The 17,607-nt window shown below is 41.1% G+C and carries 8 protein-coding genes; 3 read left to right on the forward strand and 5 right to left on the reverse strand.

What is annotated here, in order from left to right; genetic code table 11:
* Positions 1–272: 272 nt before the first annotated feature.
* The 3 genes from QNI15_RS39095 to QNI15_RS30175 form a co-directional block, all read right to left on the reverse strand.
* Positions 273–602 (reverse strand): hypothetical protein, encoded by a 330-nt coding sequence (locus tag QNI15_RS39095; protein WP_449359700.1) that lies wholly within the window; start codon positions 600–602, stop codon positions 273–275.
* Positions 603–1,695: 1,093 nt separating this feature from the next.
* Positions 1,696–2,721, reverse strand: coding sequence for a hypothetical protein (locus QNI15_RS30170; protein ID WP_314035420.1), 1,026 nt, complete (start codon positions 2,719–2,721; stop codon positions 1,696–1,698).
* Positions 2,722–2,883: 162 nt separating this feature from the next.
* Positions 2,884–4,005: a family 43 glycosylhydrolase gene (locus QNI15_RS30175; RefSeq protein WP_314035422.1), complete on the reverse strand. Its 1,122-nt coding sequence runs from the start codon at positions 4,003–4,005 to the stop codon at positions 2,884–2,886.
* A gap of 38 nt (positions 4,006–4,043) precedes the next feature.
* Between QNI15_RS30175 and QNI15_RS30180 the strand changes: the two genes are divergently transcribed.
* Positions 4,044–5,087, forward strand: coding sequence for an acyltransferase family protein (locus QNI15_RS30180; RefSeq protein ID WP_314035423.1), 1,044 nt, complete (start codon positions 4,044–4,046; stop codon positions 5,085–5,087).
* A gap of 497 nt (positions 5,088–5,584) precedes the next feature.
* On the opposite strand, the gene QNI15_RS30185 is transcribed toward QNI15_RS30180, so the two are convergent.
* Together QNI15_RS30185 and QNI15_RS30190 are read right to left on the reverse strand one after the other, a co-directional pair.
* Entirely contained in the window at positions 5,585–6,034 is a 450-nt protein-coding gene (locus tag QNI15_RS30185; RefSeq protein WP_314035425.1) for a hypothetical protein, read from the reverse strand.
* 5 nt (positions 6,035–6,039) lie between these two features.
* Positions 6,040–6,216: a hypothetical protein gene (locus tag QNI15_RS30190; protein WP_314035427.1), complete on the reverse strand. Its 177-nt coding sequence runs from the start codon at positions 6,214–6,216 to the stop codon at positions 6,040–6,042.
* A 465-nt stretch (positions 6,217–6,681) separates the two neighbouring features.
* Between QNI15_RS30190 and QNI15_RS30195 the strand changes: the two genes are divergently transcribed.
* Together QNI15_RS30195 and QNI15_RS30200 are read left to right on the forward strand one after the other, a co-directional pair.
* A complete protein-coding gene (locus QNI15_RS30195; protein WP_314035429.1) occupies positions 6,682–10,449 on the forward strand; it encodes a DUF7619 domain-containing protein in 3,768 nt (1,255 codons plus the stop codon).
* A gap of 1,032 nt (positions 10,450–11,481) precedes the next feature.
* Positions 11,482–17,601 carry a HAMP domain-containing protein gene (locus tag QNI15_RS30200; RefSeq protein ID WP_314035430.1) on the forward strand — a complete coding sequence of 2,040 codons (6,120 nt, stop codon included), beginning with the start codon at positions 11,482–11,484 and terminating at the stop codon, positions 17,599–17,601.
* Positions 17,602–17,607 lie beyond the last annotated feature (6 nt).

The raw sequence follows: 17,607 nt of genomic DNA on the forward strand, positions 1-17,607 counted from the left end.
AATGCAAACGCGATTTGCGCTTCAGTAAACTATTGGATCAGAGATGATCCGTTTTTCATGGCGATTTTCTTTATGTGTAAACTAAGTAAAATCACCGATTTTTTCTACTTCCCTACGGTCCATTTTTGCGGGAGGAGGTCACGAGCATTTTTACCTATTGTGGAGGGTATGCCTTTAATTGTACCATATAGGAATTGAAACGTCTTATTATTTATTGAGGTTACTGTTACTGGTTTTGCCTTTAATTGTACCATATAGGAATTGAAACATGATTACGAACCAATACTTTCCAGATAGGTCCATGCCTTTAATTGTACCATATAGGAATTGAAACCATCAAAGCACTGAGTCGCCGGATCTGTCAAGTCTCCCTTTAATTGTACCATATAGGAATTGAAACAGAAAAAAGCCGAAGGTGGATCTGAAGGCGGGGAACCTTTAATTGTACCATATAGGAATTGAAAATTCTGAGGGAATGAAGCACCAACCATGAGCGCTATACCTTTAATTGTACCATATAGGAATTGAAATATAATTCTATCAGTTTTGAGTTTACTTTGCCCACTGCCTTTAATTGTACCATAGAGGAATTGAAATTTCAAACGGCTTCGGGCTTTCGGTCTTTCAAAGAGTATCTTAATTGTACCATAGAGGAATTGAAATGATAGATATTACCTCTGGCTACAGGCTGTAAGATGATCTTAATTGTACCATAGAGGAATTGAAATGGATAAGACTTGTTTTTTAAGATCGTTATAAACCTTCATCTTAATTGTACCATAGAGGAATTGAAATTTATCTGGAGATAATCTTTATTACACACATGGAGCTAATCTTAATTGTACCATAGAGGAATTGAAATAGCCTGGACAATGGCAATCGGAAATAAGCAGGACTTTATCTTAATTGTACCATAGAGGAATTGAAATTCACCAATGGGCTTAATATCCGTAAAATGCTGGATATCTTAATTGTACCATAGAGGAATTGAAATTGTTAAACTGAATGCTTGGTTGGCTTCTCTTTGGGAATCTTAATTGTACCATAGAAGAATTGAAATATTTCAGTTGTAATTAAAGGTAGATCGTCAATCTTGATCTTGTACCACTCAAACTACCCCACCTGTCCTTCTGAAAGAAACTCGTGGCAAGACCGGCGGCTTTTACCTTTGGAAATATTTCTTTTCTCAGAGTTCATACGCAACTCTATTTGTCACAAGATTCTTTCAGAAGGACAGGAAGAGAGTAAAATTTGCCTTTCAGAAGGACAAAAAAGAAATAAGAGGACAAAAAAGAAATATGAGGAAAAGAAATAACTTTTTTAAGTGAAAGCATTGAACGGAAACCCACACAAGAAACATTCTTTATTTCCAGAAAAGATATCGCATACAATAAGGAATTTTGCTTGCGGTGAATTCCGATCAATTTTATTGTTGCGATGAGTTCCAGTCAAAAAAGTTTTTGCCGTGAACTATGCGCAGCAGAGGAAGTGATCGGAGTTCCGATCCAATTTTGTTTTTGCGGTGAGTTATGCGCAAATAAAAAAATGATCGGAACTCCGGTCAAAACAAAAAGTGATTAGAGTCATAGGCAAGCTCTTTATTGATCAAGCCGACAACCTTGCCTTCAGCAAAAATTAGTTTGCCGTGAACTATGCGCAGATAGGAAGTATTGGCTATATATCAGTTGAGAATACCTATACTCGGTTTCTGAAAATAAAATAGCCTGCTGCAAGGCTTACTATTAATGCTCCTGCAATCATATAACTGCGATAAGGTGAGGATTGATTAGGTATAGTATCAGAGTTTAGTGAAGCTTCTTCCTTTGTGAGAGTATCTGCTACGGGTTGAGGTAAAACTGGAACAGGGTTATCAATGATGGCCTGTAGCTCCTTATCCGAAAGAGTATTGTGGGGTAATGGCGTATGTGACTTTACATGAATCTGCTTGAATTTGAGATACCTTTTGGCAAATAGTTCACTTCTGAATCCGTATTCATAAGCAGAATTATAGCTAAGTAGTGATTCTGTAATATCATCTGTAATGGCTTCAATATTGCCTAACTGAAATGACAGAAAGGCGACAATGGGTTCGGGAGCTTTTACGAATATTCTACGTTCATGCAACTGATACGTGATATGATTACGAAGCTCCTCAAGTTTTTTCAAGGGTAAGGAAGATTTAGGAATAGTATCATTGCCTAAGTCTGTTCCCAACATAAACTGGCTGTTAAGATTGGATAATCCTTTCAACTTTATCTCCAGTACTTTCAGATGTAACCACTCCGAACCGAAATGTGATTCCGGATTAAGTGTAATGCCTTTCTGTATCCAGTAATAAGCCGAATCATTTTTTCCCAGCAATTCATAGGCTGTACCTAGATTAGCGGCAGTAGCATACAGATTAGGTTGTATGTTTTCTATGGTAGAAAAGACATTTTTCGCTTCTTTGTATTGGCCCAGATATAGTAGTTTAACGCCATAGTCTGAATAGGCTCTTATATCATGGGTATCTCTCCAAAGCCTCTCTAGTTCTACTGCCTCTGCCTTAGCAAGCTCTTCAATTTGCTTAGGACTTAAAATTTTATAATCAATTGATTCAGTGCGTTTAATTTTTTTGCCATTTAACAAAACGTGACGTAGAACACGATATTCATTAGGGCATGCTTTTGTAGTAAAATAAACGCATAGTATAGAAACAAAGCATAAAAGTCTTTTTAGCATAAAGGAATGAGGTAGTGTATGCTATTTATTCCAAAGAACAGTAAATGTGTAGAAGTATGTATAAGTAGAATAGGCAGATGACCTGCAGGATTTGGTATGTGGTCTGAATTTACAAATAAAAATCCCCAATCAGATAGCTGACTGGGGTTCTGGTTTTTTGATTTACTTCTTTTTTGCAAATGATTTAACACCAGTTGGAGTGATCTTGCGGATATTGCCTTTGGCATCAAAGTTCAGACTGTCGATACATAGCTCCCGTAGTACATATTCTTTCTTTTGAGGAAAAATGCGGTGATAGAGAATATAGTCCTGTCCCTTTTCCCTAAAAACTGTATGATGTCCCGGACCATAGGTAGTGCTATCAGCAGAGGTAGCCAGGATGGGGCTTTTAGGGCCTTCTGTCCAGGGACCAAACGGCGTTTTGCTTGTTGAATAGCGAACCTTATAAGTAGCATCAATGGCTTTGCCATCCGAGTACATCAGATAATACAGACCCTTGCGTTTGATCATATGTGGCCCTTCAAAGTAGTGGGGAGGAGTAATATCTTTGGGTGTTCCGTCAAACGATATCATGTCGGGCTTTAGCTTAACTGCCAGACAATGCCCATTGACCCAGTTTAAACCAGATCCCCAGTACAGATAGGCCTTTCCATCTTCATCAATAAAACAATCCGAGTCGATAATATGAACGCCAGGAGTAGAGTTGCCTGCCAGCAGCGGGGTATTATCGGCTTTTGCATTTTTCCATGGCCCTAACGGACTGTTACTCACACCTGCCCATATTTCACTCCCTACCGATACATACATATAAAATTTGCCATTGGGTGCTTTCACTACAGAGGGAGCCCATACCTTACTTCCATTGGAGGTAGGACTGGTACATGCTTGTTTGGTAGGCCAGTTGATGTGTTTCTGCGTCCAGTTCACAAAGTCTGCAGACTCCCATACCGCCAGTTCGTCCCCTCCCCAGGGATCTATGGTTGCATAGATATAATAGTTGCCCTGATGTTTGATCATGCTGGGATCTGCAAAATATCCCTTGATAACCGGATTGGAAATAAAGTCTTTTTTAACCTGGCTCCAGGCATTGCCTGTTAGAAAAACAAATGCAAATAGAACACGAAATACAGTGCGGCTTACGATCATAAAGAATAGGTACTGAGTGAGAATTCTTCTTTGCCAGATACTAACTCTGTAAGAGGAAGAAGGATTCGGGAACTTGTGTTCGGATAGGTTTCGAATTGCCAGATTAAGATCGGTGATTTGAGATAGGGTCAGTTTCATAAATTTTACTAAGTTTGGGTTTTTAAAATTGTTACTCTATGGGTCGTATTTACTCTCTTGATTATTTGCGGGGCTTAGCCGCTTGTACTGTTATGTTTGGACATTACTATGCTTGGTACTATCACGAAATGGATTCCGAAAACTTCTTACAACGTCTGGTTACATATTCCGTTTGTATTTTTTACATCTTATCTGGTTTGACTCTGTACCTAGTCAATGCCCGGACATTTAAGCTCGACCTGGAATCATTCACTGCTTTTGCTATCAAGCGAGTAGTAAGAATATTTCCCCTTTTGTGGCTTTGTATTGCACTGACAATACTTTATTCAGGTTGGCCACATTGGAAAATCATACTACTAAACTTGACAGGTTTATTCGGTTTCACTCAATACTCAGGTGGTATTGCTATTGCCTCATGGAGTATCGGAATGGAAATGGTATTTTATTTCACATTCCCTGTTTTCTTCCTTCTGCTTTACTATAAGCAATACTTGTTATTTACCCTGCTTACCGCTCTTACCTTTGCTGTTGGTTACTACTATGCTTTCGTTCTAATAAGTCCGGATGCTGATATACATGTTCAATGGAATAAGTTTTACATCAAACCGCTAAACCATCTTTACTTATTTGCTGGTGGCATAGCATTAGGGTACTTTAAAAAGTATTTCTTTTATCCGAAACAAACACTACTCAATATCAGCATTGCGCTTTGCCTTGTTGCCTTTGCTATTTACCCCACTGAACCCAATCAAAGTGAACAAATTTGGGGATATAACAGGCTGTTCTTTGTTGTCTTATCCTTTGCGCTATGCTGGTGTTTTGCTGTATCACATTGGGAACTACCTAATCCGATTCACAAAACCTTACATTTTTTAGGTGAAAAGAGTTATTCTATTTACCTGCTTCATCCTATCGTATTTCACTTCTTTAAAATCAGCTACTTGGCAACTTCTTTAAAATATGGTTTAAGTATAGGCTGTACTTTGTTGCTTTCGTATTTAGTTTACAACATGATAGAAAAACCTGCAATGAATTGGGGTAAAGAAGTGTGTAGAAAACTGACTACTCCTTTACCTGCTTAATCAGGCAGGCGCTAAGGTTGTAATAGTTCCCGCTGAGCCTCTATATTTTAGCGCTCCACCTTCTTTCTACATATAAGAAACCACCCCTGAAGGATTTGAGGTAGGAGCCGTGCCGTTAGCGATAAACATATAAGCTCCCCCCGTGAACCCGTATTAAATCAGTCGTAAGGTTGTGCACAGAAACAACTATCTCTGTTGCAGCTAATGCCTGTGCGTCCTGACTGGCGCCTCCTACGTGCTTTGCGCCTCTTAACAACACTGCGGGTATTGTACCAGGTGAACTATTACCCAGATTGCCTGTCACCCCTGCGGCGGGCTCGTGCCTGCTACGTTTGTGTATCCTACCATACTTGCACCCCCTGAACTTGTTGAGCCATCCTTAAATATCGCCACTGCATTTGCCATCCATCCGGTATTTGAATTGGTAAAATTGGGAATAGTCAAGTCGTCTCGACGGATACGATAGCCTCTATTAATGCTGGAAGATGTAATCTCTATTAACCCAAATGCATATATTTTAACACGAGAAGTTGTGTTATTCTGCACATCTGCCAATAGTTCTGTGTCTGCCAGCGCCACAGGCCGGATGTGGCGCTGTGCTTCCTCACTCGAAACAAAATTCCTGCACTTGTAGGTGCATTAGATCCATGATAAGCAACGAAATCCAAAGGGATAGCACTGGTAGAACTGGTTGTAAATCCGTTTACCACTAGCCCTTCTGTTGTACTACTGCTACCTCCAATTCGTCCAACAGTACCAGATAGAAATGAAGGCTGAAATCCAATATCGGCTAATGATGGCATAGTGAGATTAGACTTACGAAAATCCCAGCTAGGTGTTCCAACTGCATTAGAATCATCTAAGGTTTGCAGGCCTGTGAAGTTATTACCTCCCGCTAATACTGCATAGCCTATAATTGTATCAACTTTCTGAAATCCCGCCTGCAAATCTTCTAACGTACTAAAATTACCATACAATTAACAACGCCCGTAGCTACTTCTTCTGTCCAGATGCGAACAAAAGAACATGGTTTATTAGGAATAGCATAAATGCCAGGATACCCTAATGCAAATTGAGCAAGCAGGTTGTTTTGTCCTGTTGTGATGGAAATAAGTTGTTTGCCAGGCAAGCGGACTAGCTATATAGTTAATGTTTCTAGAAGATACTTTTAACCATCCGTCCACACGATCCTGCCAGAATGCATATAAGATATTTCCATCTGCAATCAAATTACCCATGCTGTTAGTCAATGCCGAAGAAGAGCCAGTCTATCCTAAATTCGTCACAACAGGAGTAGGCCAAGTACTTTCAGGAGTAGTTGTGTTAATCATACACAATTCCCTGAAAAATACGCAAGACTTTCGGTACTGTCAAATAGGACTGGCGATAGGTAGTCTATATATGCGTAAAAGAAATAGGTTGCAGCACTCTATTTATTGACTAGCAGGGTAGCATTGAAAAGGTTATGTTTTTTTCTAAGAAAGTTGATTACTACTTCGTAGAGAGTAGTATATATGTTCAGACAAAATAATCAGGGTGAAGGTTTAACACTCTGAAACAGGCTTTGAATAACTTTATCTTTGTAATTCATTCTATGATAAAAACTTTACCCCGTGTTATTTTATTTCTATTACTTTCTATAGGACTTACTTCAGAAGTATGGGCACAACAATATACATTTAAACGAACAGTTGGAAAAACAGGTGCAAGTAGACCTTCTGATATTGCCATGGATATAAATGGGGCAATATATGTAGCTAGTGAAGATCGTTCCATTATGAAATTAGGTGCTGACAGTCGGTTCTTGTTTATGGTAGGCTCATTTGGATCTCGGGTTGATGTGTTTGGAGGTACTAACCATATTGCAACCGATGCCCAAGGTAATCTTTGGGTAGCTGATAGTTACAAAAGTGTAATTCAAAAGTTTGATTCCAAAGGAAGTTTATTATTTCAGTTTGGTTCTAAAGGAACTGGAAATGGACAGCTTTCCAATCCAACCGCAATATTCGCTGACATACAAGGAAATATATGGGTTACAGATGAATCCAACCGCTTACAAAAGTTTGATGCTACTGGCAAATTCTTATTAAAAACAGGATCTGGAGGCTCTGCAGATGGACAGTTTATGTCTGCCAGTGGTATTACAGTAGACACTCAAGGAAATGTATGGGTAGCAGATTCCTATGCTCACCGTATTCAAAAGTTTAATTCTAGTGGTAAATTTTTGCTAAAAGTAGGATCAGAGGGATCTGGAAATGGACAATTCAATCATCCCTGGAGTGTTGCTGTTGATAGTAAAGGAAATGTTTGGGTGCTGGACAATGGAAATGGACGTATTCAGAAATTTGACGGCAATGGTAAATTTTTGCTAACTTCAGGAGAAGTAGGTTCAAATGATGGGCAATTAGCTAATCCCAAAGGGATGATTATAGATAAGCAAGATAATATATGGGTAGCGGATTGTAGTAATAATCGTGTTCAACGATTTGGCACAGATGGCAAGTTTCTTTCAAAGTTTGCTTCTCCTGCTTCAGATAATGGCTCTTACAAATATCCGGCGGGGGTAACTGTTGATAATTCTGGCAATACTTGGGTAGTAGATGAGGGTAATCATCGTATTCAGAAATTTGATCCGGATGGCGACTTTCTTTCTACGTTTGGATCGTTAGGTATGGCTGATACTCAATTAAACTATCCTCAGGATTTAACTCTGGATCGTCAGGGAAATGTTTGGATTACAAACTCCGGCAATCAAAAAATAAAGAAGTTTGATGCTACTGGTAACTTTCTATTTGCTTTTGGAGAAAAAGGAACGGGTAATGGTCAATTTATTTCTCCTCAAGGCATTTGTATAGATCGCCAGGATAATATCTGGATATCTGATAGAAACAATCATTGTGTCCAGAAGTTTGATAAAAATGGAAATTTTCTGCTCAAGATTGGGAGTTCTCAGGGGTCAGCAGACGGCCAGTTTGATCAGCCTCAGGGAATAAATGTGGATAGTAAAGGAAATATTTGGGTTGTAGATAACAATAATAATCGACTCCAGAAGTTTTCGTCAGATGGTAAATTTTTACTAAAGCTTAATTCCAATGGCGCAGGTGATGGCCAACTGAATTATCCGTCTGATGTAGCTGTTGACAATGAGGATAACATCTGGATTACAGATGTACAAAATCGCCGCATTCAGAAGTTTGATCCTACAGGTAAATTCTTGTCAAAAATAGATCTACTCTCAATATCCATGCAACCGTATGCTATTGCCATTGACAAAGAAGGAGATGTTTACTGGACTAATAGCACTCTGGGGGTGATGGTTTATAGCACGGATCAGGTAGCCTTTATCAATGGTACTATTTACTCAGATGCCAATCTGAATTGTAAGTTCGATGCCTCAGATAAGCCTCTTTCGGAAATAATAGTAAAAACAGAACCAGGTGATTACTTTGGCGTTACAGATAGTGAAGGTAATTATCGTATTGCTGTTCCGCTTGGAACCTATACTGTTAGTCAGATACTGAATACTGACAATATGTTATTACAGCCTGTTTGTCCGGCTAACAATATCTCTACTTCTGTGACACTTTCCAGCAAAGGAGAGCGTGTATCGAACATCAATTTTGGAAATACAGTCACGGCGATTCCTCACCTTACTATTGCAGTAAGCTCTGATCGCAGGCGTAGATGCTTTTCCAGCCAGACTGTTGTCACTTTCTCTAATACAGGCTATGCGGATGCTCAGGATGTGAAAGTGTATGTAAAAATGCCTGAAAATGTGATTCTGCAAACTGCTGACAAGCCATTTACAATAACTCCGGACTCTAGTTATGTGTTTTCTATAGGAACACTTGGTGCTAATCAAACAAGTACTATTCAAATCACTGATTCAGTAGCTTGTATAGCTGATATTACAGGTCTGACAGCTTGTACGAAAGTATGGATCACACCAGCCAATGACTATACATTATCTGAGAATTCTACCTGGGATAAGTCAGATATTATGCTGACAGGTAAATGCGTAGAGAACGGACGCGTGCAAATGGTAATTAAGAACATAGGGCAGGCAATGGCCGATAGTGCGGAGTTTCGTATATTGCTCAATGCCCAACTGGCGTTGCGTAAAAACTATAAACTAGAGGCAGGAGATAGCCTGGTACTACGGATTCCTGCCAATGGCAAAACTGTCCGTCTGGAAGCGAATCAACGCCCTGACCATCCACGCAAATCCCAAACCAACCTGACTATAGAAGGATGTAAATCTTCTATCAGTGATGTGGTCAGCAAGGGATTTGTTGATGCCTTACCACAAGATGATGCAGAACCCGAAGTAGCAGTTGAATGTTTACCAATTATTGACTCATTTGATCCCAATGACAAATTGGTAAGCCCTGTAGGAACACCTAATGACCATTATACACCGACAAATACGGAACTGAAATACACCATTCGCTTTCAGAATACAGGAACCGACTATGCCTACACAGTAACTGTCGTTGATACTCTTTCGGAGAGTTTGGATATTTCCACTCTACAGATGGGATCTTCTTCACATATGTATTCCTTGAAGGTTACAGGTAAGGGCCGTCCGGTATTGACCTGGACATTCAATACTATCAATCTACCTGATAGCACCCGTGATCAGGCTGGTAGTAATGGGTTTGTTCAGTTTACCATTAAACCCAAAGCCAACCTGGCAGAAAAAGCACAAATTGAAAACTTTGCTGATATCTTCTTCGATTACAATGATCCTGTTCGTACCAATACCACAGCCAATGTCCTATATGATGTACCACCAGTGATTACTCAACAAAATCAGTTGTCTGAGAATGGAGTCATATTCCTGCCTCCAACCATCAGCAGCTTTACTCCCGAAACTGCACAGATTGGTGAGCAGATCACGATTACCGGAACCAATTATCAGACCATACTGACTGACAATACGGTTATGATCAATGGGAAAAAGGCTACTGTGGTTTCTGCTACAGAAACACAACTGGTTGTAACTATACCTACAGGAGTAACAGCTGGCAAGGTAAGTGTGACTACTCTGGGTGGAACTGCCACCAGTGAAACAGAATTTGTCATGAAGCCTACAGCTACCGAACAGCCAGAATGGAGCCGGTCGATTGTTATTTCACCAAATCCATCAGATGGCAGGTTTACGATTGACTTTTCTCAAGCCTCCACTCGTATAGAAACCATTGACGTGTATAATAACCTGGGACAGAAAATATATACACAAGCTGTTTCGCAAAGTAGTTATAAGAAGGAACTGGATCTGTCAGGTAATGGTGCAGGGATTTATTTGGTTGTTTTCAAAACCGATAAAGGCAATGCCACTCGGAAAGTTATAGTGAAGTAAACAACTATCTGCTATCCTATATAGTATAGACATGATTCAACCCGAATATTGAGTAAAAGGATTTGACTTTGAAGCGGAATACATAGTAAAATAAATAAGCTACAAAGAGAGTTGTGATAACTTCAATCATGTGTGGTGGTGTAGGTGCGTTGGCAATCTTTTTCCCGCGAGGTTGGCCTTTGGCCTTGCGGGCGGAAGGATCGGGAAAAAGTGCCTTTTTTTGCTTACTTTTTTGGGCAAGCAAAAAAGTAAGGAGCCGCAAGAAGAGTGATGTAAAGGATTATAAACTAATGTAGAAAGAGAGATTCCTCAAAAGTTACCCCAAGCCTACACTATTTTCAAAAATATAGGCTTGAGTTTTATCAAATCCAAAATTCGGGATGACTCATGTTTTTTATGTTATAGAATTAATCATGTAGATGGATTTTTATGTTTCTCAGCTTAAATTTTTTTCCTCTATTACACTATTTATCTGAGTTTTGCGTTAAAAGTATAGTAACTACAACTCTTTGTAGCGTAATTGATAAGATTACCTGCTAGTGTTGTGCTATCTATACACACAGAGATCATCTTCATTTGTAAAATATGTGGATATACTTCTACAATTTGTAGAAAGTTTCTACATCCGCATGTACATATTTCATCAAAATCACTGTTCTTTAAGGTTAATTCTCCACTGAATACATAATTTAGTATTGGCATGTATTTTGGTAAGGTGCTGGTATTTGCCTCTTGATAACATACATTACAGACCTTTTTAGTATTGTCATTGTTTTTGAAATAATCATTACACTATATTGAGTAATGATTATTTTGCTATGTAGATAGAACTATTTACGCAGGTATCTAGTATTATTGGAAGCCTGTAGCAAAACAATTTCTATGGTACATCAAGGATAGTAATACAGGTAAAGCAAGAGAAGAAAAATTGTTTTTAAATAATCGGGAAGTTTTCCAAAAAAGCGAATTACCACTTACTAAATATATATACAATAGTATAGCTACTTAATCTATATACCACGTACCCAATGTATGAACTCTAGAAAAAAATCCACGAATGGAACTTCGCAGGCATCACCTGTAGCAGAGACGGCTGAAGTAGATATGTCGCTTCATACACCAGACGGAACGAACGGGCATGCAAAACCATTTGGTTCATCTGATGATGAACTGGATGCCAAAGCATTGCTTAGGGTACTCGCTGAAGTGAAGAATGGTAATTTCTCAGTCCGTATGCCTGTTGATCAGCTCGGACTTTCCGGAAAAATCTGTGATACATTAAATGATATTATAGCTCTCAATGAGAGCTTAGTCCTTGAGCTTACTACTGCCAGAAGCATTATTGGTAAGCAGGGAAAGCTCAATCACCGTGTAGAACTGCCACGTTATGCCAGAGGCTCATGGAGTTCCAGTGTGGATTCAATCAATAGCCTGATTTCCGATTTGGTGCATCCTACCATTGAGATAGCACACGTGATTGGTTCGGTAGCAAAAGGAAACTTGTCTCAGGAAATGCCTCTCCAGATTGGCGATCACGTATTGCAGGGAGAGTTTGCCCGTATTGCTACTGAGGTAAATGATATGGTGAAACAGCTGAATCTATTCTCCATGGAGGTAACGCGTGTAGCAAGAGAAGTAGGTTCAGAAGGTAAACTCGGTGGTCAGGCAACAGTAAAAGGAGTAGGTGGGGTTTGGAAAGATTTGACGGACTCGGTAAACCAGATGGCAGGTAATCTGACAGCCCAGGTACGAAATATTGCCGAGGTAACAACCGCCGTGGCGAAAGGTGACTTGTCGAAAAAGATTACGGTGGACGTTCAGGGAGAGATCCTTGAGCTGAAAAATACGATTAACACCATGGTGGATCAGCTTAACTCCTTCTCCTCAGAGGTAACTCGGGTAGCAAGGGAAGTAGGTACAGATGGTAAACTTGGTGGACAAGCAGAAGTACAAGGTGTGGCTGGAACCTGGAAAGACTTAACAGACTCGGTAAACCAGATGGCATCTAACCTGACTGGTCAGGTACGTAACATTGCAGAAGTAACCACAGCAGTGGCCCGAGGGGACTTGTCGCGTAAGATTACTGTGGACGTGAAAGGGGAGATCCTCGAATTGAAAAATACGATCAACACCATGGTGGATCAGTTGAACTCCTTCTCTGCTGAGGTAACGCGTGTGGCGAGAGAAGTAGGTTCAGAAGGAAAATTAGGTGGACAGGCAACGGTAAAAGGAGTAGGTGGGGTTTGGAAAGATTTGACCGAGTCTGTAAACCAGATGGCATCAAACCTGACAGCTCAGGTGCGTAACATTGCTGAGGTAACAACCGCCGTTGCAAATGGTGACTTATCGAAAAAGATTACGGTAGACGTTCAGGGAGAGATCCTTGAATTAAAGAATACGATTAACACCATGGTGGATCAGTTGAACTCGTTTGCATCTGAGGTAACGCGTGTGGCGCTGGAAGTAGGTACGGAAGGTAAACTAGGTGGTCAGGCGAAGGTACAAGGGGTTGGGGGAACCTGGAAAGATTTAACGGACTCAGTAAACCAGATGGGTTCAAACCTGACAGCTCAGGTTCGGAACATTGCTGAGGTAACAACCGCCGTGGCGAATGGAGACTTGTCCAAGAAGATTACGGTGGATGTTGCAGGGGAGATTTTGGAATTAAAGAAAACCATCAATACGATGGTGGATCAGCTCAACTCGTTTGCCTCAGAGGTAACACGTGTGGCGCTGGAAGTAGGTACGGAAGGTAAACTCGGTGGGCAAGCGAAAGTACAAGGTGTGGGTGGTACCTGGAAAGACTTAACTGAGTCTGTAAACCAGATGGGTTCAAACCTGACAGCCCAGGTACGGAACATTGCCGAGGTAACCACAGCGGTGGCACGAGGTGACTTGTCGCGTAAGATTACAGTGGACGTGAAAGGGGAAATCCTTGAGTTGAAGAATACGATTAACACCATGGTGGATCAGCTCAATTCCTTTGGTTCGGAAGTAACTCGTGTAGCGAGAGAAGTAGGTTCAGAAGGTAAATTAGGTGGTCAGGCAAACGTGCCAGGCGTGGGTGGTACCTGGAAAGATTTGACCGATTCGGTAAATAAAATGGCGTCAAACCTGACCGCTCAGGTGCGTAACATTGCTGAGGTAACAACCGCCGTGGCAAATGGTGACTTGTCGCGTAAGATTGAGGTGGATGTTCAGGGAGAGATCCTCGAATTGAAAAATACGATTAACACCATGGTGGAGCAGCTTCGGGCCTTTGCGTCTGAGGTGACTCGTGTGGCACGGGAAGTAGGTACGGAAGGTAAATTAGGTGGACAAGCGAACGTACCAGGTGTGGGTGGTACCTGGAAAGACTTAACCGACTCGGTAAACCAGATGGCAGGTAACCTGACCGCTCAGGTACGGAATATTGCCGATGTGGCGATTGCCGTGGCGAACGGGGATATGTCACGTAAGATTACAGTGGACGTGCGGGGAGAAATCCTTCAGCTGAAAGAAACGCTGAATACGATGGTGGATCAGCTTCGGGCGTTTGCATCCGAAGTAACACGTGTGGCACGGGAGGTAGGTACAGACGGTAAACTCGGTGGACAGGCATTCGTACCAGGGGTTGCCGGTACCTGGAAAGATTTGACCGACTCAGTAAACCAGATGACGGGTAACCTGACTTCACAGGTACGAAATATTGCCGAGGTGACAAAAGCGGTGGCATCGGGTGACTTGTCTAAAAAGGTAACTATCGACGTAAAAGGGGAAATCTTTGATTTGAAAAATACCATCAATACGATGGTGGATCAGTTGAACTCGTTTGCGTATGAGGTAACACGTGTGGCAAGGGAAGTAGGTACAGAAGGAAAGCTCGGTGGACAAGCAGAAGTACAGGGGGGTGCTGGAACGTGGAAAGATTTGACTGACTCGGTAAACATGATGGCGTCCAACCTGACAAACCAGGTACGGGGTATTGCAAAGGTTGTGACTGCTGTAGCAACAGGTAACCTGAAACAAAAGCTGTCCATTGTATCACGCGGTGAGGTAGCACAGTTGACAGATACCATCAACGAAATGATTGACACATTGGCGTTGTTTGCCGATCAGGTAACAACGGTGGCTCGTGAGGTAGGGGTTGAAGGACGATTGGGTGGACAGGCCAGTGTGCCGGGTGCATCAGGTATCTGGAAAAACCTGACGGAAAACGTAAACCAGCTGGCAGAAAACCTGACTACTCAGGTACGGGCGATTTCGGAAGTTGCTTCTGCGGTAACGAAAGGGGATCTGACTCAGATGATTCGGGTAGAGGCGAAAGGGGAAGTGGAAGAGTTGAAGGATACCATCAACCAGATGATTGCCAACTTGAAAGAAACTACCTTACGAAATCAGGAGCAGGACTGGCTGAAATCCAACCTGGCTAAGTTTACGCAAATGTTACAGGGTCAGAAGGATCTGAATACAGTAACACGACGGATTCTTTCTGAGCTGGCTCAGGTGGTAAATGCACAACAGGGTATGTTCTATATTCTGGAACAGGATGAAAACCTGCAGAATAAAAAACTGAAGCTATTCTCTTCCTATGCGTTTAAGAATGATCTGCATATCAGCAGGGAGTTTGCATTGGGAGAAGGGTTGGTCGGACAATGTGCCCTGGACAAAGAACGTATTCTATTGACCAATGTACCAAAAGATTATATCAAGATTGCTTCCGGTTTAGGAGACTCGTCACCTGTGAACCTGATTGTATTGCCTGTATTGTTTGAAAAAGAAATCAAGGCGGTAATTGAGCTGGCATCATTTGAAACCTTCAGTGAAATTCACCTGGACTTCCTGAGTCAGCTGACAGAAAGTATTGGTATCGTATTGAACACCATTGAAACCAATACCCGTACAGAAGAGCTGCTGGCACAGTCTCAATCACTGACCGATGAGTTGCGTCGTACCAACGAGGAGCTACAGGACAAAGCACACCTGCTGGTAAAACAGAAAGAAGAAGTGGAGGGCAAAAACAAGGAGGTAGAAGAAGCCCGCAAATCACTGGAAGAAAAAGCAGAACAGTTGCAGCTTACTTCCAAGTATAAGTCTGAGTTCCTTGCCAACATGTCGCATGAGTTGCGTACACCATTGAACTCTCTGCTTATCTTGGCTCAGCAGCTCTTTGAAAACAGAGAAGGTAATCTTACTGAAAAGCAGGTACGATATGCCAAAACCATTCACAGTTGCGGAGATGACCTGATTCAATTGATTAATGATATTCTGGATCTTTCTAAAATTGAATCTGGATATATCTCAACTGACTTTATCAAGGTTCGCTTCAATGAAATTACGTCATTCGTTGAAACAACGTTTAAACACATTTCTGAGAACAAGAACCTGCGCTTTAGCATTGAAATTGATGAAAAACTGCCGGATACACTGGAGACAGATATTCAGCGTTTGAATCAGATCCTGAAGAATCTCTTGTCCAACGCATTTAAGTTTACAGAAAAAGGAGAGGTCAGATTCCGGATCTACCATGCACAACGCAACTGGAAACCTGGTAATGTCAGTCTGGATAAGGCACCATTTACCGTTGCCTTTGAAATCAGAGATACAGGTATTGGTATTTCCAAAGACAAGCAGAATATTATCTTCGAAGCATTCCAGCAGGCAGAAGGATCTACCAGCCGTAAATATGGTGGAACAGGTCTGGGATTGTCCATTAGCCGGGGATTGGCTGAATTGCTGGGTGGGTCCATCGAATTGGAAAGCGAACCAGGTAGAGGAAGTACGTTTACCTTGTTCCTGCCTATTGACTACAATCCAAACCTGATCAAAAAAGAAAAACAAAGCAGCTTGACCGTCAGTGAATACAAGTTGTCAGAAAGCGATGAACTCGCTATCAAGTCTGTTCCAACGGTAAAAGTAACCGAAACAAAAGATCTGGAAGGATTGAATGAGATCATCAACGAAACCGGAGATGATCGAAACAATATTGTTCTGAACGACAAAGTAGTACTGGTGGTAGAGGACGATCTGCGTTTTGCCAAGATCATGATTGAGAAGGCACACGATATGGATCTGAAAGTAGTAGTGGCTACAGGATTTGGGGATGTATTTGATCTGGCTAATAAATACAATCCTATTGCAGTGACACTGGATGTAAAACTACCGGATGCCAGTGGCTGGAGAGTGTTGGATCTGTTTAAAAATGACATCAACTTCCGGCATATACCTGTCCATCTGATCTCTGGAGAAGAAAATCGGTTACTGGCTATGCAAAGAGGGGCTCGCAGTTTTCAGCAAAAGCCACTGAAAAATGAAGCCCTGACAATATTGTTCAAGGACATCCTGGATTTTCATAACCGGAACCCTAAGAAGCTTCTGATCGTAGAAGATAACGAACTGGATTCTTCTCAAATGGTAAAGATGCTGGATAATGGAGATCTGATAGATATTGAAATTGCTACCACTGGTGAAGAAGGACTGGAAAAGATCCGGAATAATATGTATGATTGCATCAGTGTAGATTTTATGCTGCCTGATATCAGTGGAATGGATTTTATTACAGAAGTAAACTCCATTAAAAAGAATCACATCACCCCTGTACTGATTTATTCAGCCAAAGACTTTTCTCCAAAAGAGAAGATACAGCTGAAGCAATACGCCAATCGGGTATTATTAAAAGATGTGAAGTCACTGGATCGGTTACTGGAAGAGGCTGTGCTGCATTTGCATCTGGATCATAAGGACTTGTTGCCTGAAAAACAAAAGATTATTGAGAACCTTCGTTCGAAAGAAGATATTCTGGCTGCTAAAAATGTATTGGTAGTAGATGATGATGTACGTAATCTGTTTGCACTAACTACAGCGTTTGAACGTTTTAATATCAATACTATTACTGCCGAAAGTGGTCAGGAAGCTATCAATATTCTGATGGAGAATAATAAGATTGATATTGTACTGATGGATATTATGATGCCTGAGATGGATGGGTATGAAACAACACAGAAAATCAGACGTGAACACAAAAATACCAATCTGCCTATCATTGCTGTAACAGCTAAGGCGATGAAGGGTGACCGTGAAAAATGTATTGAAGCGGGAGCCTCTGATTATATCACCAAACCTGTTAAAATTGATCAGCTTTTATCATTGATGAGAGTGTGGCTCTATAAATAAACGAGA

The organism is Xanthocytophaga flava (assembly GCF_030068545.1).
Taxonomy (GTDB): Bacteria; Bacteroidota; Bacteroidia; order Cytophagales; family 172606-1; genus Xanthocytophaga; species Xanthocytophaga flava.

What these genes read in the sequence shown, in the direction of transcription:
- QNI15_RS30170 (WP_314035420.1), bottom strand. Translation starts at nt 2,721, where the DNA reads ATGCTAAAAAGACTTTTATGCTTTGTTTCTATACTATGCGTTTATTTT.
- QNI15_RS30175 (WP_314035422.1), bottom strand. Translation starts at nt 4,005, where the DNA reads ATGAAACTGACCCTATCTCAAATCACCGATCTTAATCTGGCAATTCGA.
- QNI15_RS30180 (WP_314035423.1), top strand. Translation starts at nt 4,044, where the DNA reads ATGGGTCGTATTTACTCTCTTGATTATTTGCGGGGCTTAGCCGCTTGT.
- QNI15_RS30195 (WP_314035429.1), top strand. Translation starts at nt 6,682, where the DNA reads ATGATAAAAACTTTACCCCGTGTTATTTTATTTCTATTACTTTCTATA.
- QNI15_RS30200 (WP_314035430.1), top strand. Translation starts at nt 11,482, where the DNA reads ATGAACTCTAGAAAAAAATCCACGAATGGAACTTCGCAGGCATCACCT.